Source organism: Geodermatophilus sp. SYSU D00879 (assembly GCF_054050375.1).
Genome location: NZ_JBJGZF010000019.1, coordinates 1 through 26,668, shown reverse-complemented (window position 1 = coordinate 26,668; position 26,668 = coordinate 1). Strand labels below are relative to the sequence as shown.

The window sequence follows — 26,668 nt, the reverse complement described above, 5'->3', positions numbered from 1 at the left end:
CCCAGGAGAGCCCATGACCTTCAACCTCGCCACCATCCTGCGTGAGTCCGCCGCCGCGCAGCCGGACAAGCCGTTGCTGCGGCTCGGCCCGCTCACCCTGACCTACGGCCAGGTCGACCAGCTCTCGGCCCAGGTCGCGGCCGGGCTGCGCGAGGCCGGGCTGCGGCGGGGCGACAGCGTGGCCCTGCAGCTGCCCAACGTGCCGCAGTTCCTGCTCGCCTACTTCGGCGCGCTCAAGGCCGGGATGACGGTGGTGCCGCTCAACCCGCTGCTCAAGGCCCCCGAGGTCAGCTACCACCTCTCCGACAGCGGCGCCAAGGTGCTGATCACCTTCGGCACCTTCGCCGAGGAGGCGGTCAAGGGCGCCGCCGGTGCCGGTGACGACGTCCGCGTGTACGTCGTGCCCGCGCCCGGCGGCCCGGACGCCCCGCCGGACACCACGCCGTTCGACGCGCTGGTCGCCGCCGGCGAGGGGGCGGACCTCACCGACGTCGAGCAGATGTCCCCCGACGACACCGCGGTGGTCATCTACACCAGCGGCACCACCGGCAAGCCCAAGGGCGCCGAGCTCACCCACTTCGGGACCTACATGGCGGCCAGCGTCGCCGCCGAGACCTTCGCCTACCGCGACGACGACGTCGCCATGGCCGTGCTGCCGCTGTTCCACGTCTTCGGCCTGTCCAGCGTCATGAACTGCGCGATCCGCTCCGGCGCGACGCTGTCGCTGGTGCCGCGGTTCGACGTCGGCGCCGTGCTCGACGCGATGGAGCAGCACCGGGTCACGGTGTTCTGCGGCGTCCCGACGATGTACGTGGCGCTCATGCACGCCGACCTCACCGGCCGCGACGTCTCCGCGCTGCGGATCTGCGTCTCCGGCGGCGCGGCCATCCCCGGCGAGGTGATCAAGGGCTTCGAGGCGGCCTACGGCGGGGCGCCGATCCTCGAGGGCTACGGGCTGTCGGAGACCTGCGCGCTCGCGACGTTCAACCGCAGCGCCGAGGAGCGGCGGGTCCTGTCGATCGGCAAGCGCATGTGGGGCTGCGAGGTGCGGATCGTCGACAACGAGGACCGGCCGCTGCCTCCTGGCGCGGACAACGTCGGCGAGATCGTGCTGCGCGGGCACAACGTCATGAAGGGCTACCTCGGGCGCCCCGAGGCCACCGCCGAGGCGATGCGCGGCGGCTGGTTCCACACCGGCGACCTCGGCTACGTGGACGAGGACGGGTTCGTCTTCATCGTGGACCGCAAGAAGGACCTCGTCATCCGCGGCGGCTTCAACGTGTACCCGCGCGAGATCGAGGAGGTCCTGCACTCCCACCCCGCCGTCATGGAGGCCGCCGTCATCGGGCGGCCCGACGAGCGGCTCGGCGAGGAGGTCGTGGCCTACGTCAGCCTGCGCTCGGGCACCTCGGCCGAGCCGGACGAGGTGATCGCGTTCTGCAAGGAGCGGCTGGCCGCCTACAAGTACCCGCGCGAGGTCGTCGTCATCGACGAGCTGCCCAAGGGCCCGAGCGGCAAGGTCCTCAAGACCGAACTGCGGGCCCGCTGACGGTCTCGCCGACCCAGGAGAGCACCAGGCCGGCCAGGCGGTCGGGCACCTGCAGCTGCGGCACGTGCCCGACCCCGGCCAGCTCCTCGTACCGCCAGCCGGGGTGCGCACGCGCCACCTCGCGGGCGGCGTCGACGGGCACCAGCCGGTCGCGGTCGCCGTGCACCAGCAGCACCGGCGCGGCCACCCGCGCCATGGCCGACCGGTAGCGGCGCGGGTCGGCCAGGATCCGCAGCAGCGAGCGGGCCGCGGTGAGGAAGGCGCGGTCCATCCCGGCGACGTCCTCGCGCTGCTCGAGCTGCCTGACCGCGCGGTCCACGACCGGGGTGGGCAACTCGTCGGGGTCGACGCCGACCAGCTGCAGCATCGACCGCACCCGGGTCAGCGGCGCCGAGCGGGCCCGCCGCAGCGCGAGGAACCGCTCCCCGACGCGGGGCAGGGCGTAGAGGGCGAAGGTGCCCGCCACGAGCGGGTCCAGCCGACGCCGGCCGCCGGGCAGCGCGGGGTCGAGCAGCACCAGGCCCCGCACCAGGTCCGGGGCGGCCGCGGCGGTGAACAGCGAGACCATCCCGCCCATCGAGTTGCCGACCAGCACCGCCGGCTCGCCCACGACCTCGCGCAGGAAGCGCTGCAGGACCGCGACGTTGGCCGGCACGGTCGCGCGGCGCTCCCCCGGCTCGCTGCGGCCGAAGCCGGGCAGGTCCAGCGCCCACACCCGGGCCGACGGCGTCAGCAGCGGCGCGAGCATGTCCCAGTTGCCGTGCGACCCGCCCAGCCCGTGCACCAGCACCACCGCCGGTCCGTCGTCGGCCCCGCCGTAGTCCACGACGTGCACCGGGCCGCCCAGGTCGACGGTCCTGCTGGTCCCCGGTGCCTCGTCCACCCCGACGGTCCCCCTCTGGTGCGCGTGCCGGCGGCGCCCCCGAGGGTCGCCGTCCGGCAGTCATTCCGGCACGGGAAAGTGCCCTGGTCGAGCACCTGGGACCCCTGCGACGCGTGTGATCAGGGCCACACTGGTCCCAGCGAGTCGTCGCAGTCAGGTGTGACCGGTCCTCCATGGTGGGTACCGGCCCGGGCGAGGCGGTGAGGGCCGCCGGCGAGGAGGACGACGTGTCGCGACAGCCCAACGAGGGGCCCGGCCTGCCGCTGTACCTGACCGAGGTCAGCCGTGCGATGGCCGACTACGGTCTCTACCTGGCGGCCCGCCCGCTGATGCCGCGACTACCCACCGGAGACGGTCATCCCGTCCTCGTGCTGCCCGGCCTCATGGCCGACGACATGTCGACGGCGACGCTGCGCCGCACGCTGCGGCGGCTGGGCTACCGCGTCCACGGCTGGCGGCTCGGGCGCAACATCGGCCCGACGCAGGAGTGCGTGGAGGGCATGAGCCGCCGCATCGAGGACCTCAGCGACCGCTACGGCCGCCCGGTCAGCCTCATCGGCCAGAGTCTGGGCGGCATCTTCGCCCGCGACCTCGCCCGCAAGACGCCGGACGCGGTACGCCAGGTGATCACCCTCGGCAGCCCGTTCGGCCTGCAGCGGGACAGCCAGACCCGCGCGCACAAGGTGTTCGAGCGCTACTCGCACCTGCACGTGGAGAAGCGGACGCTGCCGCTGGAGAGCGAGTCGACGCCGCTGCCGGTGCCGTCGACGTCGATCTACTCGCACCAGGACGGCATCGTCGCCTGGAAGGCGTGCCTGGACCGGCTCTCGCCGCACGCCGAGAACGTCGCCGTGTACGCCAGCCACCTGGGCATGGGCCACAACCCGGCGGTCCTCTACGCCGTCGCCGACCGGCTCGCGCAGCGGGAGGGCACGTGGCGGCCGTTCCGCCCGCCGCTCACCCTGCGCCCGGCGTTCCCGCGGCCCGACGTCCCCGAGGTGCCCTACCGCCCGGCCGCCGCGGCCTGACGCCGCCGCACCTCGACACCGACTCACCTCGACACCGCCGCTCGTCGACCTGCGGCTGTCTCGCTACGCCTGAGACAGCCGCAGGTCGACGACGGGCGCCCTCGCCGACCGCGACCGGTCAGGTGCCGGGGTCTCCCGATGCCCGTGACCCTGACAGCCGGCCACTCGACGCCGGGAGGCGCCGGGCGTGCGTGGTGCGGAGGTGGGCGCGGCCGGGATCGAACCGGCGACCGCTCGCTTGTAAGGCGAGAGCTCTCCCGCTGAGCTACGCGCCCCGCCCGCCCAGGGTAGACAGAGGACCCTCTGCCCCCCGCCACTCGCAGGCTCGCGGCGGGACCCTGCAGGGGGCCGATCCCGGGCGGTGGGTCCCGGACCCGGGCCTCAGGCCGCGATCTCGGCGACCGCGTCCTTCCAGCCGGACTGCTCGCGCGCGTCGCCGGGCTGGTTGACCTCGGCGAAGGCGATGGTGCCCTCGGCGTCGACGAGGAAGGTGCCGCGCACGGCCATGCCGGCCTTCTCGTTGAACACCCCGTAGGCCTGCGCGGTGGCGCCGTGCGGCCAGAAGTCCGACAGCAGCGGGAAGTCCAGGCCCTCCTGGGCCTTGAACGCCTTGAGGCTGAACACCGGGTCGGTGCTGATCGCCACGACCTCCACGCCGGCGTCGGTGTAGGTGGTCAGCTCGTCGCGGAGCTGGCACAGCTCCCCGGTGCAGATCCCGGAGAAGGCGAAGGGGTAGAAGACGACGAGGACCGGTGTCCCGCGCAGCTCGGCGAGCGAGACGACCTGGCGGTCCTGGTCGGGGAGGCTGAACTCGGGCGCGGCGTCACCGACGGAGAGGCTCATGCGCCCGATCGTGCCGCAACCCCGGTGACCCACTGGAACGGCCCCCTCGCAGGGGCCCGCGCCGAGCGGAGCGAGGCGTGGGGGGCGAGGGGGTCCTTCGTCTAGCGGCGGCTGCGCGCGGCCTTCGGGGTGACCAGCCGGATCCCCGACCAGTCCTTGGCGGCCGAGATGCTGCTGGTCTGCGCGAGCCCGGCGGTGGGCGCCACCTCGGTGACGTCGCCCGGCTCGACGTGGCCCGGCCGCCCGGACTTGGGCACCAGCAGCCACACGACGCCCTCGTCGGCGAGCGAGGTGAGCGCGTCGGTGAGGGCGTCGAACAGGTCGCCGTCGTCCTCCCGCCACCACAGGACCACGACGTCGGCGACCTCGTCGGTGTCCTCGTCGACCATCTCGCTGCCCGAGACCTCGACGATGGAGTCGCGCAGGTCCTCGTCGGCGTCCTCGTCCCAGCCGAGCTCCTGCACGACCATGCCCGGCTTGATGCCCAGCCGGGCCGCCATGCCGGCGCTGCCCGAGTCGACGCTCATCCCTGCTGTTCCTCCGAGAGATCACGAACCGCCGGTGTGGCACCGGCGGGCACGAGGCGCCGGCTGACGGGCGCGTGGGGTGGACGGGGGCCGACGGCGGACACGACCGGCGGGGAGGACACCCGCAGCCTGGTCATGTCACCCCTCTCGTGCCCGGACGCGCGGCTGCCGACGGTGTCGGTCCGCGTGGGCAGGAGCGTAGGGCATGCCTGGTCACACGCAAGCGGTCGACGGCGACGCGCCCGGGACGCCGTGCGCACCGCTGGCCGGGAGGTCCTGCGTGACGCGGACCATCCCGGCGCGCGACGATGGGGGCATGAGCGCACCGCAGCAGGGTGGAGACCCCACCCGCGACGCCGGACAGCCCCGCGCGGTCATCACCGACGGGCTCCCGAGCCAGCTGGTCGACACCGACCCCGACGAGACCCAGGAGTGGGTGGAGTCGCTCGACAGCGTCGTCGAGCACGCAGGCCGCGGGCGCGCCCGCTACCTCATGCTCAAGTTGTTGCAGCGCAGCCGTGAGCAGCAGGTGGGCGTCCCGTCCCTCCGCAGCACCGACTACATCAACACGATCCCGCCCGAGCGGGAGCCCTACTTCCCCGGCGACGAGCACGTCGAGCGGCGCATCCGCGCCTACATCCGGTGGAACGCGGCGATCATGGTGCACCGCGCGCAGCGGCCGGGCATCGGCGTCGGCGGGCACATCTCCTCCTACGCGTCGTCGGCGTCGCTGTACGAGGTGGGCTTCAACCACTTCTTCCGCGGCAAGGACCACCCCGGCGGCGGCGACCAGATCTGGTTCCAGGGCCACGCCTCCCCCGGCATCTACGCCCGCGCCTTCCTCGAGGGCCGGCTCACCGAGCAGCAGCTCGACGGGTTCCGGCAGGAGGTCAGCCACCCCGGCGGCGGCCTGTCCAGCTACCCGCACCCGCGGCTGATGCCGGACTTCTGGGAGTTCCCCAGCGTCTCCATGGGCCTGGGTCCGATGAACGCGATCTACCAGGCCCGGTTCAACCGGTACCTGCACGCCCGCGGCGTCAAGGACACCTCCGACCAGCACGTGTGGGCGTTCCTCGGCGACGGCGAGATGGACGAGCCGGAGTCGCTGGGCCTGATCGGCCTGGCCGCCCGCGAGGAGCTGGACAACCTCACCTTCGTCGTCAACTGCAACCTGCAGCGGCTCGACGGCCCGGTGCGGGGCAACGGCAAGGTCATCCAGGAGCTGGAGTCGTTCTTCCGCGGCGCCGGCTGGAACGTGATCAAGGTGATCTGGGGCCGGGAGTGGGACCCGCTGCTGGCCGCCGACCGCGACGGCGCGCTGGTCAACCTGATGAACCAGACGCCCGACGGCGACTACCAGACCTACAAGGCCGAGGACGGCGCGTTCGTCCGGGAGCACTTCTTCGGGCGGGACCCGCGCACCCGCAAGCTCGTCGAGGACATGAGCGACAAGGAGGTCTGGGACCTCTCCCGCGGCGGGCACGACTACCGCAAGGTCTACGCGGCGTTCAAGGCGGCGGTGGAGCACAGGGGCCAGCCGACGGTCATCCTCGCCAAGACCATCAAGGGCTGGACGCTGGGCAGCCACTTCGAGGGCCGCAACTCCACGCACCAGATGAAGAAGCTGACCGCCGAGGACCTCGCCGCCTTCCGCGACCGGCTCTACCTGCCCATCCCCGACGAGGCGCTCGACAAGACCCTGCCGCCCTACTACAAGCCGGCCCCGGACTCCGACGAGATGCAGTACATGCTCGAGCGGCGCCGGGCCCTGGGCGGGGCGGTCCCGCGGCGGCGCTCGGAGTTCAAGCCGCTCAAGGCGCCGGACGACAAGGCGCTCGACGTCCTGCGCCGCGGCTCGGGCAAGCAGGAGGTGGCGACGACGATGGCGTTCGTCCGCCTGCTCAAGGAGCTGCTCAAGGACAAGGAGCTCGGCCCGCGGTTCGTGCCGATCATCCCGGACGAGGCCCGCACCTTCGGGATGGACAGCCTCTTCCCGTCGCAGAAGATCTACAACCCGGGCGGGCAGCGCTACACCTCGGTCGACCGCGAGCTGATGCTGGCCTACAAGGAGTCCGAGCAGGGCCAGATCCTGCACGAGGGCATCAACGAGGCCGGCTCCACGGCGTCGTTCACCGCCGTCGGCACCTCGTACGCCACGCACGGCGAGCCGATGATCCCGATCTACATCTTCTACTCGATGTTCGGGTTCCAGCGGACCGGCGACTCGTTCTGGGCCGCCGCCGACCAGATGACCCGCGGCTTCGTCCTCGGCGCCACCGCCGGCCGGACGACGCTCAACGGCGAGGGCCTGCAGCACGAGGACGGCCACTCGCTGCTGCTGGCGCACACCAACCCGGCGGTCGTGTCCTACGACCCGGCGTTCTCCTACGAGGTCGGGCACATCACCCGGGACGCGCTGCTGCGCATGTACGGCGAGGACCCGGGCGCGCCGCTGGGCGGGCACCGCAGCCCCGACGTCATGTACTACCTGACCGTCTACAACGAGCCCTACAACCAGCCGGCCGAGCCCGAGGGCCTGGACGTGCAGGGCCTGCTCGCGGGCATGTACCTGTACGCGCCGGGCTCCGGCGAGGGACCGCGGGCCCAGGTGCTGGCGTCGGGCGTCGCGGTGCCGTGGGCGCTGCGGGCGCAGGAGCTGCTGCGCGAGGACTGGGGCGTGGCGGCCGACGTGTGGTCGGTGACCTCGTGGACCGAGCTGCGCCGGCAGGCCGACGGGTGCAGCGAGCACAACCTGCTGCACCCCGAGGACGAGCCGCAGGTGCCCTACGTGACCCAGCGGCTGCAGGACACCGCCGGCCCGGTCGTGGCGGTGTCGGACTGGATGCGGGCGGTCCCCGACCTGATCGCGCCCTTCGTCCCGGGCGGGATGGCGACGCTGGGCACCGACGGGTTCGGCCTGTCCGACACCCGCCCGGCGCTGCGCCGGCACTTCCACGTCGACGCCGAGTCGATCGTCGTGCGGACGCTCGCGTCGCTGGCCGACCAGGGCCAGGTGGACCGGTCCACGGTCCGCGAGGCGGTGGAGAGGTACCGCATCCGCGACGTCCAGGCCGCGCCCGCCGAGGAGCGGACCGACCCGAGCCCGGCGACCTGAGGTAGCGCGCCCGTGCCCCCTGCTGCCGACGGCGGCCCGCGCGACGTGGCCGTCGTCGGCGGCGGGGTGGTCGGGCTGACCTGCGCGCTCGAGCTCGCGCGCGCCGGTCACCGGGTCCGGCTGCTCACCGCCGACCCGTGGGAGGCGACCACCTCCGCGGTGGCCGCCGCCATCTGGTCCCCCTACCGGGTGGCGCCCGCCGACGCCGTCCTGCGGTGGGGCGCCGCCTCGCTCGGGGTCCTCACCCGGCTCGCCGCCGACCCGGCGACCGGGGTGGCGCTCCGCCCGGGCACGTACGTGCACCGCATCCCCGAGCCCGACCCGTGGTGGGCGCCGGGGGTGCCCGGGGTCCGCCCGGCGGCCCCGGAGGAGCTCCCGCCCGGCGCCCCCGCCGGCACCCGCTGCACGCTGCCGGTGGTCGACACCGGCCGGTACCTGCCCTGGCTGGCCGCCGCGTGCGCCGCGGCCGGGGTGGCGATCGTGCCGGGCCGGGTCGGGTCCCTCGACGAGGTGGCAGGGGACGTCGTCGTGGTGGCCGCCGGCCTGGGGTCGGGGCCCCTCCTCGACGACGGCAGCTGCGTGCCCGTGCAGGGCCAGGTGGTCCGCCTCGCCGACCCCGGCCTGTCCGAGTGGGTGCTGGACGAGGACGGCCCGGCCGGGCTGACCTACGTCGTCCCCCGCGGGCGCGACGTCGTCGTCGGCGGGACGGCGGTGGAGGGCGCCACGGGCCGCGACCCGGACCCGCGGGTGGAGGCCGCGATCCTGGAGCGGGCGTGCGCGCTGGTGCCCGCGCTGCGGGGGCAGCCGGTGCTGTCGCGGGCGGTCGGGCTGCGGCCGGGCCGGGCCGCCGTCCGGCTGGAGCGGCTGGAGGTCGGCGGGCGGCCGGTCGTCGCCTGCTACGGGCACGGCGGCGCCGGGGTCACCCTCTCCTGGGGCTGCGCCGCCGACGTCGCCGCCCTGGTCGCCGCCCTCGTCTGAGCGTCGGCCAGCAGCAGCCAGGCCTGCGCCTCGGGTGAGTGCCCGGGGCGGTCGAACCGGGGCGCGGCCGCGGCGCCGGTGACCCGTCCCAGCCCGTCCACGCGCGCGACGGCCGTGGCGAGCAGCGACCGCCCGGCCGCGGCGTAGGACGCGGGCAGCCAGCCCGCGGCGGCGCCGGTCGACGCGGCCCAGGACAGCATCGCGGCCACCGCGGTGTCCGCCGGCGAGCCGTCGTCGTCGAGGACGGAGCCGAGCGTCCCGTCGGACCGGCGGTACGCCAGGCAGGCGTCGAGGTGCGCGCGGGCCTCCTCCGCGAGGGCGGCGCCGGCGAGTCCCGCCCCCGGCAGCCGGCCCACCGTGCGGGCGAGGGCGGCGGCCACCCAGCCGTTGCCGGTGCCCCAGGCGCGGTCGTCGGAGGGCCGCCCGGCGTCCTCGTCCCACCGCGCCCGCCACAGCCCGTCGGGCCGGCGCAGCCGCGCCCGGTGCCCGTCCAGCTGGGCCAGCGCGACGTCGGCGAACCCGGCGGCGGCCAGCGGCGGCACCACCGTGAACACCGTGTCCGCCCAGACCTCGCGGGTGCCGACCAGGTGGAACAGCGTGCCGTCGGGGGCGCGCGGCGCCCGGCGCAGCAGCCAGTCCCGCTGACGGGCGGCCGCGGCGGCCAGCGCCCGGTCCCCCAGGCGCTGCGCCAGCAGGTCCGCGTACTCCCCGACGACGCCACCGTTGACGCTGCACGCCGGGTCGAGCTCGGCCAGCCGGCCGTCGGGGAGCTGGCGGGCCACGGCGTCGTCGACCAGGGCACGCAGCGCCGCCGCCTCGCCGGCGTCGTCGAGCACCGCCGCCGTCAGGCCCTGGTCCCAGGAGTGCCGCTGGCAGACCAGCAGGGCGGCCAGCACCCGCCGGCGGTCGTCGTCGCTCAGCACGGGGTGCCGCGGGGGGCCCGTGCGCATCCCCCTCGCACGGGCCCCCGTCCTCAGGCCTCGTCGCGGTGCCGGCGCAGCAGCTCGGCGTAGGCCCGGCCGCTGTCCTTCACCGTGCGCCGCTGGGTGGCGTAGTCGACGTGCACCAGCCCGAACCGCTGCGCGTAGCCGCGGGCCCACTCGAAGTTGTCCAGCAGCGACCAGGCGAAGTAGCCGCGGACGTCGGCGCCGCGCTCCATCGCCGCCGCCATCGCGGTGAGGTGGCGGGCGAGGAAGTCGACCCGCTCGGGGTCGTGCACCGCGCCCTCGGCGTCGACCTCGTCCTCCCAGGCCGAGCCGTTCTCGGTGACCACCAGCGGCAGGCCCGGCGCGCGCTCGGTGAGCCACAGCAGCAGGTCGGTGAACGCCTGCGGGCTGATCCCCCACCCCATCGTCGTCGTCGGGCCCTCGGGGTCGAGCTCGACGACGTCCCCGCCGCCGATGAACGACGTCGGCGGCCTGTCCGCGGGGCGGGTGCCGGCCCGCACGGTCTGCTCGAAGTAGTAGTTGACGCCGAGCCAGTCCAGCGGCGCCGCGATCGTCTCCAGGTCGCCGTCGCGGACGGGCAGCGGGGCGCCGGCGGCCTCGAGGTCGGCGACGACGTCGGCCGGGTAGGCGCCGTGCACGACCGGCTCGAGGAACATCCGGTTCTGCTGGCCGTCGAGCCGGCGGGCGGCGTCGACGTCGGCGGGGTCCTGGCTGGCCGGGTGCATCGGCGTGAAGTTCAGCGTGACGCCGAGGGAGCTCACGCCGGCCGCGCGCAGCCGGGCCGCGGCCAGGCCGTGCCCGAGCAGCAGGTGGTGCGTGGCGCGGGCGCCGGCGACCGGGTCCTGCAGGCCGGGGGCGTGCGCGCCGGACACGTGGCCGAGCAGCGCGCTGCACATCGGCTCGTTGAGCGTCGACCAGTGCCGCACCCGGTCGCCGAGCGCGTCGACGACGACCGCGGCGTAGTCGGCGAACCGCTCGGCGGTGTCCCGGTCGGCCCAGCCGCCGCGGTCCTGCAGCGCCTGCGGCAGGTCCCAGTGGTAGAGGGTCAGCCAGGGCTGCACCCCGACGGCGAGCAGCTCGTCGACCAGCCGCCGGTAGAAGTCCAGCCCGCGCTGCTCGACCCGGCCGCCGCCCTGGGGCAGCACCCGCGGCCAGGCCACCGAGAACCGGTACGCCGACAGCCCCAGGCCCGCCATCAGCGCGACGTCGTCGCGGTACCGGTGGTAGTGGTCGACGGCGACGTCGCCGGTGTGGCCCTGGAACGTGCGGCCGGGCGTGTGGCTGTAGGTGTCCCAGATCGACGGTCCCCGCCCGTCCTCGGTCACGGCGCCCTCGATCTGGTACGAGGCGGTCGCGGCGCCGAGGACGAAGCCGGGCGGGAAGGTCAGGCCGGCGAGGGCGTCCTCGCGGGTGTCGGTGGTGGTCACGGCAGGGGTGCTCCTCAGGGCAGGGGTGAGCAGGCAGAGGTCAGGGGGCGGCCCGGCGACTGCGGGGGCCGCCGACGGGGAGGACGGTAGGGGTCAGCCGACGCGCTGCTGCGTCACGGGGTCGAAGACGTGCAGGCCGCCCTCGCGGACCCGCAGGTGCACCGTCTCCCCCACCGCCGGGGCCGAGCGCGGCTCGGTGCGGACGACGACGTCGGCGGTGTGCAGGACGTCGCCGTCGTCGGAGGCGCCGAGGGTGGCGTAGAGGTAGGCGTCCGAGCCCAGCTGCTCGACGACGTTGACCACCACGGGCACGCCCCCGCCGGCGGGCGCGGTCTCCAGCGCCTCGGGGCGGAAGCCGACGGTGACCGTCCCGGTGCCGGCGGCGGCCCGGTCGAGCAGGTCCCGCGGCACCGGCAGCACCGCGCCGGCGAGCCGGACGCCGCCGTCGACCGCGGGCCCGGTGACGACGTTCATCGCCGGCGACCCGATGAACCCGGCGACGAAGGTGTTGGCCGGGCGGTCGTACAGGGCGCCGGGCGTGTCGCACTGCTGCAGGACGCCGTCGCGCAGCACCGCCACGCGGTCGCCCATCGTCATCGCCTCGACCTGGTCGTGGGTGACGTAGACGGTGGTGACGGCCAGCCGCCGCTGCAGGGCGGCGATCTGGGTGCGCGTCTGCACCCGCAGCTTGGCGTCGAGGTTGGACAGCGGCTCGTCCATGAGGAACACCTGCGGGTTGCGCACGATCGCCCGGCCCATCGCCACCCGCTGCCGCTGGCCGCCGGACAGCGCCTTCGGCCGCCGGCGCAGGTAGTCCTCCAGGTCGAGGATCCTCGCCGCCTCGGCCACCCGCCGGCCGATCTCGTCCTTCGGGACGCCGGCGATCTTCAGCGCGAAGCCCATGTTCTGCTCGACGGTCATGTGCGGGTAGAGCGCGTAGTTCTGGAAGACCATCGCGATGTCGCGGTCCTTGGGCGGGGCGTCGGTGACGTCGCGCTCGCCGATGCGGATGCTGCCGGCGTCGATCTCCTCCAGGCCGGCGAGCATGCGCAGCGAGGTGGACTTGCCGCAGCCCGACGGGCCGACGAGGACGAGGAACTCGCCGTCGCCGATCTCCAGGTCCAGGCCGTCCACGGCGGGCCGGTCGGCCTTCGGGTAGATGCGGGTGGCGGAGTCGAAGGTGACGGTGGCCATGGCTCAGGCGCCTTCCGGGGTGCGGGGGACGGAACGGTCGGACGGGCGCCTCATCCCTTCACCGCGCCCTGCATGATGCCGCCGACGATCTGCTTGCCGAGGACGACGAAGACGACGAGCACCGGCAGGGTCCCGACGAGGGTGCCGGCCATGATCACCGCGGTGTCGGGGACGTAGCCGCCGCCGAGACCGGCCAGCGCGACCTGCACCGTCGGGTTCTCGGTGGTGAGGGCGATGATCGGCCAGAAGAAGTCGTTCCAGGCGGTGAGGAAGGTCAGCATCGCCAGCACCGCCATGGCGGGGCGGGCGACGGGGACGACGACGGACCAGAAGGTCCGCAGCGTCGAGGCGCCGTCGACGCGGGCGGCCTCGAGCAGCTCGTCGGGCAGCGCTTGGGACAGGAACTGCCGCATGAAGAAGACGCCGAACGCGCTGACCAGCGTGGGCAGCACGACCGCCTGCAGGTGGTCGACCCACTGCAGCTGGGCGACGAGGATGAACAGCGGGATGATCGCCAGCTGGGTCGGCACCATCATCGTGCCGACCACCAGCGCCAGCAGCGTCTTGTTGCCGCGGAAGCGCAGCTTGGCGAAGGCGAAGCCGGCCAGCGTGCTGCACAGGACGGTGCCCACGGTGATGCAGCCGGCGACGACCACGGAGTTGACGATCGCCAGGCCGATCGGCGCCTCGTCCATGGCCCGGCCGATGTTGGTGAACAGGTCGGCGTCCGGGAGGAACGGCGGCGGGGTGCCGGCGAGCTCGGCGTTGGTCTTCGACGCCGCGACCGCCGTCCAGTACAGCGGGAAGACCGACAGCAGCGCGGTGAGCCCGAGCAGCACGTAGGTCACCGGCCCGGCGGAGGTCACCTTCCGGGCGCGGCGGCGGTGCCCGGTGGGCGCGGGAGCCGGGGCGGACACGGCCTGCTCCGGTGCGGAGGCGAGGGTGGTCATGACGGCTCCTACCGCTCGGCCCGGGCGCGCCGGCGGGCCAGGAGCCCGTAGAGGCCGACGACGACGAGGATGATCAGGAACATGGTCCAGGCGGTGGCCGCGGCCTGACCGAGGCGGAAGTTGGTCCAGCCCTGGTCGTACATCAGCAGGCCGAGGGTCTGGTACTGGTTGGAGACCCCGCCGCTGGTCATGCCGTTGCCGCTGAACAGCAGCGGCTCGCCGAACAGCTGCACCGCGCCGATCGTCGAGACCACGATCGTGAACAGGATCGTCGGCCGCAGCGACGGGACGGTCACGTGGAGGAACTGCTTCCAGCGGCTGGCGCCGTCGATGGTGGCGGCCTCGTACAGGTCGTCCGGGATGGCCTGCATGGCGGCCAGGTAGATCAGCGCGTTGTAGCCGGTCCAGCGCCAGGTGACGATCACCGAGATGGCGATCTGGCTGGTCCAGGTCCCGCTCTCCCAGTCGACCCGGTCGAACCCGACCGCCTCGAGGCCGGCGTTGATCAGCCCGTGGTCGTGGCCGAAGAGCTGGGCGAACACCAGCGTGGCCGCGGCGATGCTGGTGGCGTAGGGCATGAGCATCGCGACCCGGAAGGAGGTCCGGCCGCGCAGTCTGTAGTTCAGGAGGTGCGCCAGGCCCAGGGCCATGGCGAGCTGGGGCACCGTCGAGAGGATGCCGATGGTGAGGGTGTTCCGCGCGGCGTTCCAGAAGAACTCGTTCTGCAGCAGCTCCGTGTAGTTCCCCAGGCCGACGAACTCGGCGCCGTCGATGTCGGACAGCCGCACCTCGTGCAGCGAGATCCAGGCGGTGTAGAGGAACGGGTAGAGGCTGAAGGCGGCGAAGAGGACGAAGAACGGGGCGACGTAGGCGTAGCCCCAGCGGTTGCGGGTGAGCCGGGACCGGCGCCGGCCGGCCGCGGGGCGGACGTGCGGGCTCGGTGGGGCCGGTGCGGCGGCCGCCGCGACCCGGGGGTCGTCGCTGGCGATGGTCATGCCGGGCCTTCCGGGGAGTTCACGAGCAGGGTCCCCACGAGGGGGTGGAGCCGGCCGGCGCCGGGGCGGGTGGACTCGCCCCGGCGCCGGCCGGGGTCTGTCAGCCGCCGACGACCTGTTCGATCTCGTCGAGGGCCGCCTGGAAGGCGTCGTCGGGGGTGGTCCCCTCGGCGACCGTGCTCAGGGCGTTGGTGAACGCCTCCTGGATCTGGGTGTCGTAGGGACCGATCGGCGTGAACCGCAACGCCGCCGCCGACTCCCCGAAGATCTGCCCGACCGGCGCGCCGCTGAAGTAGTCGTTGGTCGCGTCGGACACCTGCGGGTCCTCCGCCGCCTCCTGGCTGGAGGGGAAGTGCGCCTCGCGGGTGAACATCTTGATCTGCTGCTCGGGCGCGGTCAGCCACTCGACGAGGGCGACGGCCTCCTCCTTGTGCTCGCTGGACTCGGTGACGCCGAGCCAGGAGCCGCCCCAGTTGCCGGCACCGCCGGGCAGCGGCGCGACGTCCCAGGTGCCCGCGGCCTCCTCGCCGGCCTGCCCGCTGATGTAGCCGAGCATCCAGGCGGGGCAGGAGATGGTGGCGAACGCGCCGTTGGCGAAGGCGGAGTTCCACTCGTCGCCGAACTGGATGAGGTTGGCCGTCATCTGCTCCGCGGCCGCCACGCTGGCGTTCTGCCAGGCCGCGGTGACGCCGTCGCTGGAGTCGGGGATCGGGTTGCCGTCCGCGTCGTTGTACGCGGTCTCGCCCTGGTAGACGGCCGCGGAGAAGACGCTCGCCGGGCTGTCGACGAACGAGCTGCCCTCCGGCTTGGTCGGCGAGGCCTCGTACCGCCGGCCGAGCTCGAGGTAGCCCTCCCAGGTCGACCACAGCGAGGCGAGCTCGGCGCGGTCGGTGGGCAGGCCGGCCTGCTCGAACAGGTCGCGGCGGAAGCACATGGCCTCGGGGCCGGCGTCGGTGCCCAGGCCGATCACCCGCCCGTCGGAGGTGGTGGCCTCCTCGACCTTCCAGTCGTAGAAGTGGCCGAGGACCTCGTCGGCGTCGCCCTCCGCGGCGAAGTCGACGAACGCGTCGGCGTGGTTCTCCACGACGTCGGCGACGAAGCCGATCTCGATGCCCTGGATGTCGGCGAGGCCGGAGCCCGCCGCGAGCCGGGTCTGCAGCGCCCGGTAGTAGTCGGCCGACCGCTCGACCGACTCCTCCTCGATCCGGATCTCCGGGTGCAGCTCCATGTACTCGTCGTAGAGCCCGGCCTCCTGGAACCCGAAGGTCCCGAACAGGCCCAGGTCGAGGGTGATGGTGCCGTCGTCGTCGGAGCCGGAGCCCCCACAGCCGGCAGCGAGCAGCGACGCGACCAGCGCGGCACCCAGCGCCGCCCTGCGTCTCTGGGGAACGGTCATCGGTCCTCCTGGATCGGTTCCCGGACGGCTGCGTCCGGACTGCGGTGACGTCCGTGAAAGCGCTCTCACGAGCGGTGGGAGCAGAGTGGTGGGCGTCACACTCCCGTGTCAAGAGAGCGCTCTCACGAACTGCCGGGAACCCGGGGCGTGCACCATGGACCCCCACGACGACGGAGGAGGTCACGTGACGACGGTCGCCGGTCGCGGGTCCTCGCCCACCCTCGACGAGGTCGCGCAGCTCGCGGGGGTGTCCCGCGCGACGGTGTCGCGCGTGGTCAACGGCTCGCCGAAGGTGCGCCCGGAGGCCCGGCGCGCGGTCGAGGAGGCCGTCGCGCAGCTGCACTACGTGCCCAACCCGGCGGCCCGCAGCCTGGTCACCCGGCGCACCGACACGATCGCGCTGGTGCTCTCGGAGTCCAACGTCCAGGTCTTCAGCGACCCGTTCTTCGCCCGGATCGTGCGCGAGCTGTCCGGGGCGCTGGCCGACACCGAGCTGAACCTCGTCCTGCTGGCCGCCCGGGGCGGGCGCGAGCAGGAGAAGGTCGGCCGCTACGTGCGCCAGGGGCACGTCGACGGCGTCATCCTCGTCTCCCCGCACCGCGACGACACGCTGCCCGGCGTGCTCGCCGGGGCCGGCGTGCCGCTGGTGCTCTCCGGGCGCCCGCCGGACGGCCGCGAGGCCTGCTACGTCGACGCCGACAACGCCGGCGGGGCGCGCGCCGCCACCGAGCACCTGCTCGCCTCGGGCCGGCGGCGGGTGGCCACCGTGGCCGGCCCGCAGGACATGATCGCGGGCCTGGACCGCTACGCCGGCTACCGCGCCGCGCTGGACGCCGCGGGCGTCGGGTTCGACCCCGCACTGGTCGCCGAGGGCGACTTCACCGAGCCCGGCGGCCACCGCGCGATGGCCGCGCTGCTCGAGCGGGCCCCCGACCTCGACGGCGTGTTCGTCGCCTCCGACCCGATGGCGGCGGGGGCGCTGCGGGCGCTGCGGGAGGCCGGCCGCTCGGTGCCCGGCGACGTCGCCGTCGTCGGCTTCGACGACGCCCCGGTGGCCGCCACCACCGACCCGCCGCTGACCACGGTCGCCCAGCCGCTGGGCGAGATGACCCGGCACATGACCGACCTGCTGCTGCGCCAGGTCGAGGGGGACACCGGGGTGGAGGCGCGGGTCTGCCCGACCCGCCTCGTGCACCGCGCCTCCGCCTGAGGGCGCACCCCGCTCCCCGGGTCGGAACCGGCCCGCGACCCAGGTATGAGGTCACAGGCGTCTCGGTCGTGTCGCCGGACCCTTCCGTCACTCCGTCCCCATGGTCGTGCCACGCGCCGGGTCCCCGAGCGCGAGTCGCGACCAGGAGGACACATGCAGCACTCCAGACCAGCGGGGCGTCCGCGGCCGTCGGGCCCGGCCCGCGGGCTCACGGTCACCGCATCGGCCGTCCTCGTCCTCGCCGCCCTCCCGGCCGGCGCGGCGGGAGCCGACGGCGGCGGCTCGTCGGGAGGGGACGACACCTGGGTGGTGCACCCGGGCGAGTCCATCCAGGCCGCCGTCGACCGGGCCGCGTCCGGCGACACGATCCGCATCGAGGCGGGCACCTGGGAGGAGGCCGTCTGCGTCGACGGCAAGGGCCTGACGATCGTCGGCGCCGGGCGCGGCGACGACGGCACGCGGATCGTCTGGCCGGAGTGGACCACCCCGGACCAGCTGCCCGAGGTGGAGTCCACCCCGTGCTGGGAGGCGCAGAACGCGGCCGACCCCGAGAGCGACCCCGCCACGCTGCGGGACGACGTCTCGGGGCTGTTCTTCCTCGACCCCGACGGCCCGGTCCGGGTCAGCCACCTGTCCACCCACGACCACCCGGCCAACGGCATCGCCGCGTGGGGCGCCGACGGCTTCCGGGTCGCCAAGACCCGGGCGCACGGGCACGAGCGCTACGGCATCCTCGCCGCGGACTCGACCCACACCCGGATCACCCGGAACATCCTGGAGGGCGTCGACCGCGGGACGCCCGCGGCGCCCAACAGCGGTACCGCCGGGATCGGGGTCACCGACTCCGACGAGTCCTACGCCGACGTCGTCGCCAACGACGTGCAGGGCTACAACATCGGCGTCTTCGCCCGGGAGTCGCGCGGCGGGGCCATCCGGCACAACTACGTGTCCGGCAACTGCGTCGGCGTGCTGGTCTTCGACGACGCGGCCACCGAGATCCCCGAGGCCGGCCGCCAGGTCGAGGGCGGGGACTGGCAGCTGCGGTGGAACGAGGTGTCCGGCAACGACCGGTTCTGCCTCGCCGGCGTGGGTGAGGTGCAGGCGTCGCTGCGGGTGTCCGGCACCGGGATCGGGATCGTGAACGCCGACTCGGTGGCGGTGCGGAACAACGAGGTGCACGGCAACGCGCCCTCGGTCGACGCCGCCTCGCTGCAGTTCCCCGCCGGCGGGCTCGTGCTGGTGACGCTGCCGCCGTTCAACAACGCGGCGGGCATCGACCCGGGCCCCGCGGAGGGGATCGTCGTCGAGGAGAACGGGCTCACCGGCAACGCCCCGGTCGACGTGCTGCTGAGCTCGCCGCAGATCCCGTTCCTCCTCGACGTCGGCGCGGTGGACTTCGTGGACAACGTCTGCGGGTCCAGCGTCCCGCCGGACGTCTGCTGACCGAGACCGGCGGCCGGGGGCCCTCCTCCGCGGGGGAGGGTCCCCGGGTCAGCTCGCCCAGGCGGGACGGCCGGGGTCGACCCGCCACACGACGGCGACCCCGCCGCCGGGGCGCAGCACGACGCCGTCGGGGACGTCCGCGCCGTCGGGCCCCAGCCACAGCCGGGCGTCGGGGCGGCCCAGGTCGACCCAGCCCGCGGAGGCGCGCACGACCTCGTGCGCCGGGGCCGCGGCCGGGTCGGCCGCGCGCAGGTACGTCTGCAGCACCCGGGCGCCGCCGGGGCCGGCGACCTCGTCGTGGTCCAGCCCGGTGCCCGCGCGCAGCACCCCGACGTCGCCGGCGGCCAGCGGGGCGTCCCCGCCCCACCGGTGCGTGAGCGAGCCGGCCAGCACCACCGCGACGACGTCGACGGCGCGGTGCGCGTGCACGCCGTAGCCGGCGCCGGGCGGCAGCCGGTCGTCGGTGACCCGCAGCAGCGGGCCGAGCGAGCCGTCGCCCGGCTCGAGCAGCACGGCGCCCTCGACGCCGGTCACCGCGCCGCGTCCCGCCCGGGCAGCGCCGCCGGACCGCCGGGCAGCCCGCCGGCGACCAGGGCGACCAGCAGCGACCACGCCGTCCCCAGGCACAGCCCGCCGACGACGTCGGACGGGTAGTGGACGCCCAGCCACACGCGGGTCAGCCCGACCAGCACCGCGAGCGCGACCCCCGCGGCGACGGCGGCACGGCGGCCGGGCGCGGTCAGCCGCGGCCAGGCCAGCACCAGCGCGACGGTGACCAGCGTGGCGATGCCCGAGGAGTGCCCGCTCGGGTAGCTCAGCCCCTCGTACACCAGGCCGCCGTTCTCGAACGCGGGGCGGGCGCGCCCGACCAGCTCCTTGAGGCCGGTGGTGAGCGGCCCGACCGCGGTGACCGCGACGACGACCCACAGCACGGTGCGCCACGCGCGGCGGCGGACCAGCCAGACCAGCACCGGCAGGAACACCAGCACGCGGAACCAGGTGACGCCCGGGGTGGTGAGGGTCTCCAGCAGCGCGCTCACCGGCGCCGAGCGGTCGTCCCCGGCGTACAGCCCGCGGCTCACCGCGTCGTCGAGGCGCACCTGCGGGCCGAAGCGGGCCGCCACCCCGGTCCCGAGCACGGCGAGGACGGCGAGGCCGGTCCCGATCGTGCGGAGCACCCGGCGGCGGGGCCAGGCGGGCGCGGTGGTCGGGGCGGTCACTCCCCCACTCTCCCCGACGCGACGGACCGTGACACGCTGGCCGCGTGGCCCACCGGGTGATCGACCGCCCGCCGACGGCGGCGACGCTGCGGCGGCTGGAGCGCGCCTCCGGGGCCATCGCCACCCGCGCCGTCGCCCGCATGGACGAGGACCTGCCCTGGTTCCGCACCATGCCGGCCGACCAGCGCTCGTGGGTCATGCTCGTCGCGCAGGCCGGCATCGCCTCGCTGGTCGAGTGGTGCCGCTCCCCCGACCGGCCGCCCCGGCTCACCGGCGAGGTGTTCGGCGCCGCGCCGCGCGACCTGGTCCGCGCCGTGCCGCTCAAGCAGACCGTCGACCTGGTGGAGCTCACCGTCCAGGTGATGGACGACCACGTCGAGTCGGTGGCCGAGCCCGGGGACGCCGACGCGCTGCGCATGGCCGTGCTGCTGTTCAGCCGCGAGGTCGCCTTCGCCACCGCGCACGTCTACGCGAGCTTCGCCGAGAACCGCGGCGCCTGGGACGCGCGGCTGGAGGCGCTGGTCGTCGACGCGCTGGTCCGCGGCGAGCGCTCCGACGAGCTGCCCGGCCGCGCCTCCGCGCTCGGCTGGGACGGCACCGGCCCGGTGGCCGTGCTGGTCGGGGTCGCCCCCGCCGAGGGCGACACGCACGCCGACGTCCGCCGCGCCGCCCGCTCGCACCGCTGCGAGGTGCTCGTCGGCGTGCACGCCGAGCAGCTGGTGGTGGTGCTGGGCGGCACCGAGGACCTGCACCTGGCGGCCGAGCGGGTCGCCGAGGAGTTCGGGCCGGGCCCGGTGGTGCTCGGCCCGGTCGTCGACCGGCTCAGCGCGGCCGGCGGGTCGGCCGCGGCGGCGCTGGCCGGCCTCCGGGCCGCGCGGGCCTGGCCCGGGGCGCCCCGGCCGGTGCCCGCCGACGCGCTGCTGCCCGAGCGGGCCCTCGACGGCGACCCGCTGGCCCGCGCGGCGCTCACCGAGCGGGTGGTGCTGCCGCTGCGCACCGCCGGCGGCGACCTGCTGGAGACGGTGCGCGCGGTGCTGGCCGGCGGCGGCAACCTGGAGGCCACCGCGCGGGCGCTGTTCGTGCACCCGAACACCGTCCGGTACCGGCTCAAGCGGGCCGCCGAGGTGACCGGGCAGGTGGCCACCGACCCGCGCGGCGCCTGGACGCTGCAGGTCGCGCTCGCGCTGGCCGACCTGGGCGGCGAGCGCTCCCTCTGGCACTGAGGGAGGACCCCCTCGCCCCCCACCGCTCGCGGGCTCGCAGCGGGCCCCTGCGAGGGGGCCGCTCCCGGTGCACCTCCGCGGAGACGGCACTGACGGCTCCCCGGCCACAAGGGGGTCCTGCAGTGTTGTCCACCACGGATCGGCGTCGCGACGGCCCGTCCAGGCTCAGCCGTTGTGGGAATCCTCCAAACAGCAGCGGTGACCTTTCGTGCCGGCCGAGCGCGCGGGAGACCGTGACCAATGAGACGGTGAAGAGGTGCTGGCCGTCCTCGCACCCGGGCAGGGTGCGCAGAAGCCCGGGATGCTCACCCCCTGGTTGGAGCTCCCCGGCGCCGAGTCCTTCTTCCGCTGGGCCGGGGCGATCGCCGACGCCGACCTGCTGACCCTCGGCACCACCGGCGACGCCGAGGCCATCCGCGACACCGCGGTCACCCAGCCGCTCGTCGTCGCGATGAGCCTGTTCGTCGCCCGCGAGCTCGGCGGCCTGCCCGGCCCGGTCGCGCACTCGCCGCAGACCGGCCGCGACGTCGTCATCGCCGGGCACAGCGTCGGCGAGCTCACCGCGGCCGCGCTGGCCGGCGTGCTGTCGATCGAGGCGGCGATCGCGCTGACCGCGGTCCGCGGCCGCGCGATGGCCCGCGCCTGCGGGCTCACCCCGACCGGCATGTCCGCGGTCCTGGGCGCCGACCCCGACGAGCTGGAGAAGGCGCTCGAGCGGCACGGGCTGGTGGCGGCCAACCTCAACGGCGGCGGCCAGGTCGTCGTCGCCGGTCCGCTCGACGGGCTGGCCGCGCTCAAGGCCGAGCCGCCGGCGAAGGCGCGGGTCATGCCGCTGTCGGTGGCCGGCGCGTTCCACACCTCCTACATGGGCCCGGCCCGCGAGGAGCTCGAGGGCCTGGTCGGCGGCCTGCGCCCGGCCGACCCGAGCCGGCTGCTGCTGTCCAACGCCGACGGCGCCGCCGTGGACTCCGGCGCCGAGGCGCTGTCCCGCCTGGTCAGCCAGGTCACCAGCCCGGTGCGCTTCGACGCGTGCCTGGCCACCCTGCGCGAGCTCGGCGTCACCGCGGCCATCGAGCTGCCGCCGGCGGGCGCGCTGGCGGGCCTGGCCAAGCGCGAGTGGAAGGGCGCCGACGTCGAGGTGCTCGCGCTGGCCGGCCCCGGCGACCTCGACCGCGCCCGCGCGATCGTCGACGCCGCCCGCGGCCGGCCCGAGGCCGAGCACCAGCCCGACTGGCGCGTCGTCGTCTCCCCCGTCCGTGGCACGGTCAGCCCCGCCGACGTCCCCGAGGGCACCCACCTGCCCGCCGGCACCCCGCTCGGCTGCGTGCGCAGCCGCCGCGAGGAGGTCAAGGTCTCGGCCGGGTACGACGGCGTCCTCGCCGAGTGGCTCGTCCAGGACGGCGACCTCGTCGACGCCGGCGACCCGCTCGCCCGTCTCTACCCGGAGGTCCCCGCGTGAGCATCCGACTGCCGAAGGGCGCCCCCGGGGCGCGCATCCTGGGCCTCGGCGGCTACCGGCCCCGCCGACGCGTCACCAACGACGAGCTCGCCCAGGTGATGGACACCAACGACGAGTGGATCCAGACCCGCGTCGGCATCGCCGAGCGCCGCTGGGCCTCGGAGGACGAGACCCTGCAGGAGATGGCCGTCGCCGCCGGCGGCAAGGCGCTGGCCGCCAGCGGCCTGGCGCCCGACGAGGTCGACCTGGTGATCCTCGCCAGCGCCAGCCTCAAGGAGCCGATCCCCGGCATCGGCCCGCAGGTCGCCCACCGCTTGGGCATCCCCCGCCCCGGCGCGTTCGACCTCAACGCCGGCTGCGCCGGCTTCTGCTACTCGCTCGAGATGGCCTCCGCGGCCATCCGCGCGGGCTCGGCGCGCAACGCGCTGGTGGTCGGCGTCGAGCGGCTCACCGACGTCGTCGACCAGACCGACCGCTCCACCGCGGTGATCTTCGCCGACGGCGCCGGCGCGGCCGTGGTCGGCGCCTCCGACGAGCCGGGCATCGGCCCGGTGGCGTGGGGCAGCGACGGCGACCAGTTCTCCGCGATCGAGATCGTCGCGGGTTCCCGGGGCATCTCCATGGCGGGCCAGGCGGTCTACCGCTGGGCCACCACCCGGCTCACCGACACCCTCATCCAGGCGATGGAGTCCGCCGGCGTCGGGCCCGAGGACATCGACGTGTTCGCCCCGCACCAGGCCAACCTGCGCATCGTCGAGTCGATGACCCGGCGGCTCGGGTTCGGCAAGGAGACCGTGGTCGCCCGGGACATCGTCCAGGCCGGCAACACCTCCGCGGCGTCGATCCCGCTGGCCCTCACCGCGCTGATGGAGTCCGGCGAGGCCAGGAGCGGTGACCTCGCGCTCGTCCTCGGGTACGGCGCCGGTCTCACCTTCGCCGGCCAGGTGCTCGTCCTGCCCTGAGCGGCACCCCAGACACCCGGGACGTCCGGGCCCGACGGCGGGCAGCGCCCGCCCCCACCGAGAGAGAGGACCCCCGCGTGAGCGAGGACATCCAGGCAGGTCTGGCCGAGATCCTGGAGGAGGTCGCCGGGGTCGCCCCCGCCGACGCCACCCCGGAGAAGTCGTTCACCGAGGACCTCGACGTCGACTCCCTGTCGATGGTCGAGATCGCCACCGCCGTCGAGGACAAGTTCGGCGTGGCCATCCCCGACGACGAGCTCGGCAACATCAAGACCGTCGGCGACGCCATCAGCTACATCCAGAAGAACCAGGGCTGAGCCGGGTCCCCGGCCGCCCGCGCCCGCACGCCCCCAGGAGAGGACCCGTCATGAGCACGCACGACGACGTCGTCGTCACCGGCCTCGGAGCCACCACGCCGCTCGGTGGCGACGTCGCCAGCACCTGGGACGCGCTGCTGGCCGGACGGTCGGGGGTCCGCCGCCTCGACGACGACTGGGTGAAGGAGTTCCCCGCCCAGCTCGCCGCGACCCTGGCCACCGACCCCGTCCAGCAGCTCGACCGGGTCCGCGCGCGCCGGCTCGACCGCAGCCAGCAGGTCGCCGTCATCGCCGCCGAGCAGGCCTGGGCCGAGTCCGGCGCCGCCGACGCCGGGGTGGCACCCGAGCGCATCGCGGTCGTCTTCGGCACGGGCATCGGCGGGGCGCTGACCCTGCTCGGCCAGGACGACGTCCTGGAGGAGAAGGGCCCCAAGCGGGTCTCCCCCTTCACCATCCCGATGCTCATGCCCAACGGCCCGGCCGCGGCCGTCGGGCTGGCCATCGGCGCCCGAGGCGGCGTGCACGCCCCGGTCAGCGCCTGCGCCTCCGGCGCCGAGGCGATCCGCTGGGGCCTGGACCTGCTGCGCTTCGACCGCGCCGACGTCGTCCTGGTCGGCGGCGCCGAGGCCGTCGTCCACCCGCTGCCGATGGCCGGGTTCGCCGCGATGCGGGCGATGAGCACCCGCAACGACGAGCCCGAGCGCGCCTCACGGCCGTTCGACAAGGGCCGCGACGGGTTCGTGCTCGGCGAGGGCGCGGCCGCGCTGGTCCTCGAGCGCGCGGGCTCGGCGAAGGCCCGCGGCGCCCGGGTGCACGCCCGGCTGGCCGGCGCCGGCGCCACCGCCGACGGCTACGACCTGGTCGCCCCGCACCCGGAGGGCGAGGGCGCCGCCCGCGCGATCGGCGCCGCGCTGCGCGACGCCGGCATCGACCCCGCCGACGTCGGCCACGTCAACGCGCACGCCACCTCGACGCCGGTCGGTGACACCGCCGAGGCCGCCGCGATCCGCAGCGCCGTCGGCGACCACGCCCTGGTCGCCGCGACCAAGAGCCAGACCGGCCACCTGCTCGGCGCCGCCGGCGCCCTGGAGTCGGTGTTCACCGTCCTCGCGCTGCGCGAGCAGGTCGTCCCCGCGACGGCGAACCTCGACGACCCCGACGACGACGCCGCCGTGCAGGCCCTCGACATCGTCCGCCGCGAGCCGCGCCAGGCGTCCCTCACCGCCGCGGTCAACGACTCGTTCGGCTTCGGCGGCCACAACATCGCGCTGGTCTTCACGACCGCGTAACCCGCCCCGCCCGGCCCCCGGGCCGGCCCCGCACACAAGGCCCGCCCCTGGAGGTCCGGTGACCACCGTCCACGCCGTCCCGACGCTGCCCAGCCCCGACCCGCGCGACCCCGAGGACCGCCTCGCCCGCTTCTTCGACGCCGGGTCGGTGGCCCTGCTCGCCCCCCGCGACACCTCGGGCGTCATGGCCGCGCGCGGGACGGTGGCCGGCAGCCCCGCCGTCGCCTTCTGCACCGACGCCACGGTGATGGGCGGCGCGATGGGGATCGACGGCTGCCGGCACATCGTCGACGCCATCGACACCGCGCTGCGCGAGCGCGTGCCGGTGGTCGGCATCTGGCACTCCGGCGGCGCCCGCCTGGCCGAGGGCGTGACCGCGCTGCACGCCGTCGGCGAGGTGTTCGCCGCGATGGTGCGCGCCTCGGGCCGGGTGCCGCAGGTCTCGGTCGTGCTCGGCCCGGCCGCCGGCGGCGCCGCGTACGGGCCGGCGCTCACCGATCTGGTGATCATGGGGCCGGCCGGGCGGGTGTTCGTCACCGGTCCCGACGTCGTCCGCTCGGTCACCGGCGAGGACGTCGACATGGAACGCCTCGGCGGCCCGGACACCCACGGCCGGCGCAGCGGCGTCGTGCACGTGGTCACCGAGTCCGAGGCGGCGGCGCTGGAGACCGCCCGGCAGGCGGTGGACCTGTTCGCCGCGCAGGGCTCCTTCGCCCCGGCGGCGGACGCCCCCGACGTCGACCTGCGCTCCCTGCTGCCCGAGCAGCCGCAGCGGGCCTACGACGTCAAGCCGCTCGTGGCCGCCGTGCTCGACGGGCCGGGGCTGGAACTGCACCCGCGCTGGGCGCCGAACATCGTCACCACGCTCGGCCGGCTGGGCGGGCGGACGGTCGGCGTGATCGCCAACAACCCGCTGCGCCTGGGCGGCTGCCTGGACTCCGCGTCGGCGGAGAAGGCCGCCCGCTTCGTGCGGATGTGCGACGCCTTCGGCGTGCCGCTGGTGGTGCTGGTCGACGTCCCCGGCTACCTGCCCGGCGTGGGCCAGGAGTGGGACGGCGTGGTGCGGCGCGGCGCGAAGCTGCTGCACGCCTTCGCCGAGGCGGTCGTGCCGCGGGTGACCCTGGTGACCCGCAAGTCCTACGGCGGCGCCTACATCGCGATGAACTCCCGCTCGCTCGGCGCCACCGCCGTGTTCGCCTGGCCCGGCGCCGAGGTGGCGGTCATGGGCGCCAAGGCCGCCGTCGGCATCCTGCACCGCAAGAAGCTGGCCGCGGTGCCGCCGACCGAGCGGGAAGCGCTGCACGCGCGGCTGGCCGCCGAGCACGAGCGGATCGCCGGCGGGGTGAACCGGGCGCTGGAGATCGGCGTCGTCGACGAGGTGGTGGAGCCCTCCCGCACCCGCCGCCGCCTGGTGGAGGCCCTCGCCGCCGCCCCGGCCGGCCGCGGGGCGCACGGCAACATCCCGCTCTAGGACCGGCACGCACGAGGGGGGGGGGGCGGGGGGGGGCGCGGGGGGGGGGGGGGGGGGGGGGGGGGCGGGGGGGGGGGGGGGGGGGGGGGCGGGGGGGGCGGGGGGGGGGGGGCGCCCCGCCCCCCCCCGCGACCGCGACCACCACCGAGTCCCCCGAGAAGCCGATCGGCAGCGCCTGCAGGCGGTGCGCGGTGGCGTCCGGGATCAGGGCCAGGGCCTCGGGCTCCGGCGTGACGTCGCGG

At 75.2% G+C, this 26,668-nt stretch carries 23 protein-coding genes and 1 tRNA gene; 12 read left to right on the top strand and 12 right to left on the bottom strand.

Annotated features, from left to right (window positions below; translation table 11 throughout):
* Positions 1-13 precede the first annotated feature (13 nt).
* A complete protein-coding gene (locus tag ACI79B_RS19815) occupies positions 14-1,549 on the top strand; it encodes a long-chain-fatty-acid--CoA ligase (protein ID WP_456929560.1) in 1,536 nt (511 codons plus the stop codon).
* Here ACI79B_RS19815 and ACI79B_RS19810 read toward each other — a convergent pair.
* Positions 1,524-2,432, bottom strand: coding sequence for an alpha/beta fold hydrolase (locus ACI79B_RS19810; protein WP_456929559.1), 909 nt, complete (start codon positions 2,430-2,432; stop codon positions 1,524-1,526). The genes ACI79B_RS19815 and ACI79B_RS19810 overlap by 26 nt on opposite strands.
* A gap of 227 nt (positions 2,433-2,659) precedes the next feature.
* Between ACI79B_RS19810 and ACI79B_RS19805 the strand changes: the two genes are divergently transcribed.
* Positions 2,660-3,460 (top strand): esterase/lipase family protein, encoded by an 801-nt coding sequence (locus ACI79B_RS19805; RefSeq protein ID WP_456929558.1) that lies wholly within the window; start codon positions 2,660-2,662, stop codon positions 3,458-3,460.
* Positions 3,461-3,663: 203 nt separating this feature from the next.
* Here the strand turns inward: ACI79B_RS19805 and ACI79B_RS19800 are convergent.
* From ACI79B_RS19800 to ACI79B_RS19790, 3 genes are all read right to left on the bottom strand, one after another.
* Positions 3,664-3,735 (bottom strand) — tRNA-Val (locus tag ACI79B_RS19800).
* Positions 3,736-3,841: 106 nt separating this feature from the next.
* A complete protein-coding gene (locus ACI79B_RS19795; RefSeq protein WP_456929557.1) occupies positions 3,842-4,303 on the bottom strand; it encodes a peroxiredoxin in 462 nt (153 codons plus the stop codon).
* A gap of 101 nt (positions 4,304-4,404) precedes the next feature.
* Positions 4,405-4,830 (bottom strand): DUF3052 domain-containing protein, encoded by a 426-nt coding sequence (locus ACI79B_RS19790; RefSeq protein WP_387984824.1) that lies wholly within the window; start codon positions 4,828-4,830, stop codon positions 4,405-4,407.
* A 316-nt stretch (positions 4,831-5,146) separates the two neighbouring features.
* Between ACI79B_RS19790 and aceE the strand changes: the two genes are divergently transcribed.
* Together aceE and ACI79B_RS19780 are read left to right on the top strand one after the other, a co-directional pair.
* Positions 5,147-7,945 carry a pyruvate dehydrogenase (acetyl-transferring), homodimeric type gene (gene aceE, locus ACI79B_RS19785; RefSeq protein WP_456929556.1) on the top strand — a complete coding sequence of 933 codons (2,799 nt, stop codon included), beginning with the start codon at positions 5,147-5,149 and terminating at the stop codon, positions 7,943-7,945.
* A 12-nt stretch (positions 7,946-7,957) separates the two neighbouring features.
* On the top strand, positions 7,958-8,923 hold the full coding sequence (locus ACI79B_RS19780; protein ID WP_456929555.1) for an FAD-dependent oxidoreductase: 966 nt from the start codon (positions 7,958-7,960) through the stop codon (positions 8,921-8,923).
* Here the strand turns inward: ACI79B_RS19780 and ACI79B_RS19775 are convergent.
* The 6 genes from ACI79B_RS19775 to ACI79B_RS19750 all read right to left on the bottom strand — a co-directional run bounded on the left by ACI79B_RS19775 (position 8,842) and on the right by ACI79B_RS19750 (position 15,832).
* Positions 8,842-9,873, bottom strand: coding sequence for a glycoside hydrolase family 88 protein (locus ACI79B_RS19775; RefSeq protein WP_456929554.1), 1,032 nt, complete (start codon positions 9,871-9,873; stop codon positions 8,842-8,844). The genes ACI79B_RS19780 and ACI79B_RS19775 overlap by 82 nt on opposite strands.
* Before the next feature lie 23 nt (positions 9,874-9,896).
* The gene (locus ACI79B_RS19770) at positions 9,897-11,297 is read right to left on the bottom strand and encodes a GH1 family beta-glucosidase (protein ID WP_456929553.1); all 1,401 of its coding nucleotides are present in this window, start codon (positions 11,295-11,297) and stop codon (positions 9,897-9,899) included.
* Positions 11,298-11,390: 93 nt separating this feature from the next.
* Positions 11,391-12,491 carry an ABC transporter ATP-binding protein gene (locus ACI79B_RS19765; RefSeq protein ID WP_456929552.1) on the bottom strand — a complete coding sequence of 367 codons (1,101 nt, stop codon included), beginning with the start codon at positions 12,489-12,491 and terminating at the stop codon, positions 11,391-11,393.
* Between the two features lie 50 nt (positions 12,492-12,541).
* Positions 12,542-13,441, bottom strand: a complete 900-nt coding sequence (locus tag ACI79B_RS19760; RefSeq protein ID WP_456929551.1) for a carbohydrate ABC transporter permease — start codon at positions 13,439-13,441, stop codon at positions 12,542-12,544.
* 8 nt (positions 13,442-13,449) lie between these two features.
* A complete protein-coding gene (locus tag ACI79B_RS19755; RefSeq protein ID WP_456929550.1) occupies positions 13,450-14,436 on the bottom strand; it encodes a carbohydrate ABC transporter permease in 987 nt (328 codons plus the stop codon).
* Between the two features lie 100 nt (positions 14,437-14,536).
* Positions 14,537-15,832 (bottom strand): extracellular solute-binding protein, encoded by a 1,296-nt coding sequence (locus ACI79B_RS19750; protein WP_456929549.1) that lies wholly within the window; start codon positions 15,830-15,832, stop codon positions 14,537-14,539.
* Positions 15,833-16,016: 184 nt separating this feature from the next.
* Between ACI79B_RS19750 and ACI79B_RS19745 the strand changes: the two genes are divergently transcribed.
* Both ACI79B_RS19745 and ACI79B_RS19740 read left to right on the top strand, forming a co-directional pair.
* Entirely contained in the window at positions 16,017-17,042 is a 1,026-nt protein-coding gene (locus ACI79B_RS19745; RefSeq protein ID WP_456929548.1) for a LacI family DNA-binding transcriptional regulator, read from the top strand.
* 153 nt (positions 17,043-17,195) lie between these two features.
* Positions 17,196-18,485 carry a right-handed parallel beta-helix repeat-containing protein gene (locus ACI79B_RS19740; protein ID WP_456929547.1) on the top strand — a complete coding sequence of 430 codons (1,290 nt, stop codon included), beginning with the start codon at positions 17,196-17,198 and terminating at the stop codon, positions 18,483-18,485.
* Positions 18,486-18,533: 48 nt separating this feature from the next.
* On the opposite strand, the gene ACI79B_RS19735 is transcribed toward ACI79B_RS19740, so the two are convergent.
* The gene (locus ACI79B_RS19735; RefSeq protein WP_456929546.1) at positions 18,534-19,019 is read right to left on the bottom strand and encodes a pirin family protein; all 486 of its coding nucleotides are present in this window, start codon (positions 19,017-19,019) and stop codon (positions 18,534-18,536) included.
* Entirely contained in the window at positions 19,016-19,705 is a 690-nt protein-coding gene (locus tag ACI79B_RS19730; protein ID WP_456929545.1) for a phosphatase PAP2 family protein, read from the bottom strand. The genes ACI79B_RS19735 and ACI79B_RS19730 overlap by 4 nt, the downstream gene beginning before the upstream one ends.
* Before the next feature lie 44 nt (positions 19,706-19,749).
* Here ACI79B_RS19730 and ACI79B_RS19725 point away from each other — a divergent pair, with 44 nt between their 5' ends.
* The 6 genes from ACI79B_RS19725 to ACI79B_RS19700 all read left to right on the top strand — a co-directional run bounded on the left by ACI79B_RS19725 (position 19,750) and on the right by ACI79B_RS19700 (position 26,426).
* Positions 19,750-20,928 carry a PucR family transcriptional regulator gene (locus ACI79B_RS19725; protein ID WP_456929544.1) on the top strand — a complete coding sequence of 393 codons (1,179 nt, stop codon included), beginning with the start codon at positions 19,750-19,752 and terminating at the stop codon, positions 20,926-20,928.
* Between the two features lie 256 nt (positions 20,929-21,184).
* Positions 21,185-22,387 carry an acyltransferase domain-containing protein gene (locus tag ACI79B_RS19720; RefSeq protein ID WP_456929543.1) on the top strand — a complete coding sequence of 401 codons (1,203 nt, stop codon included), beginning with the start codon at positions 21,185-21,187 and terminating at the stop codon, positions 22,385-22,387.
* On the top strand, positions 22,384-23,349 hold the full coding sequence (locus ACI79B_RS19715; protein ID WP_456929542.1) for a beta-ketoacyl-ACP synthase III: 966 nt from the start codon (positions 22,384-22,386) through the stop codon (positions 23,347-23,349). The genes ACI79B_RS19720 and ACI79B_RS19715 overlap by 4 nt, the downstream gene beginning before the upstream one ends.
* Positions 23,350-23,426: 77 nt before the next feature.
* Entirely contained in the window at positions 23,427-23,666 is a 240-nt protein-coding gene (locus ACI79B_RS19710; protein WP_387984847.1) for an acyl carrier protein, read from the top strand.
* Between the two features lie 50 nt (positions 23,667-23,716).
* Positions 23,717-24,955 (top strand): beta-ketoacyl-[acyl-carrier-protein] synthase family protein, encoded by a 1,239-nt coding sequence (locus ACI79B_RS19705; RefSeq protein ID WP_456929541.1) that lies wholly within the window; start codon positions 23,717-23,719, stop codon positions 24,953-24,955.
* Positions 24,956-25,013: 58 nt separating this feature from the next.
* On the top strand, positions 25,014-26,426 hold the full coding sequence (locus tag ACI79B_RS19700) for an acyl-CoA carboxylase subunit beta (RefSeq protein ID WP_456929540.1): 1,413 nt from the start codon (positions 25,014-25,016) through the stop codon (positions 26,424-26,426).
* Positions 26,427-26,668 lie beyond the last annotated feature (242 nt).

Coding starts and splice junctions, on each gene's coding strand:
- ACI79B_RS19765 (WP_456929552.1), bottom strand. CDS start 12,491: ATGGCCACCGTCACCTTCGACTCCGCCACCCGCATCTACCCGAAGGCC.
- ACI79B_RS19755 (WP_456929550.1), bottom strand. CDS start 14,436: ATGACCATCGCCAGCGACGACCCCCGGGTCGCGGCGGCCGCCGCACCG.
- ACI79B_RS19795 (WP_456929557.1), bottom strand. CDS start 4,303: ATGAGCCTCTCCGTCGGTGACGCCGCGCCCGAGTTCAGCCTCCCCGAC.
- ACI79B_RS19750 (WP_456929549.1), bottom strand. CDS start 15,832: ATGACCGTTCCCCAGAGACGCAGGGCGGCGCTGGGTGCCGCGCTGGTC.
- ACI79B_RS19775 (WP_456929554.1), bottom strand. CDS start 9,873: ATGCGCACGGGCCCCCCGCGGCACCCCGTGCTGAGCGACGACGACCGC.
- ACI79B_RS19815 (WP_456929560.1), top strand. CDS start 14: ATGACCTTCAACCTCGCCACCATCCTGCGTGAGTCCGCCGCCGCGCAG.
- ACI79B_RS19760 (WP_456929551.1), bottom strand. CDS start 13,441: ATGACCACCCTCGCCTCCGCACCGGAGCAGGCCGTGTCCGCCCCGGCT.
- ACI79B_RS19790 (WP_387984824.1), bottom strand. CDS start 4,830: ATGAGCGTCGACTCGGGCAGCGCCGGCATGGCGGCCCGGCTGGGCATC.
- ACI79B_RS19740 (WP_456929547.1), top strand. CDS start 17,196: ATGCAGCACTCCAGACCAGCGGGGCGTCCGCGGCCGTCGGGCCCGGCC.
- aceE (WP_456929556.1), top strand. CDS start 5,147: ATGAGCGCACCGCAGCAGGGTGGAGACCCCACCCGCGACGCCGGACAG.
- ACI79B_RS19705 (WP_456929541.1), top strand. CDS start 23,717: ATGAGCACGCACGACGACGTCGTCGTCACCGGCCTCGGAGCCACCACG.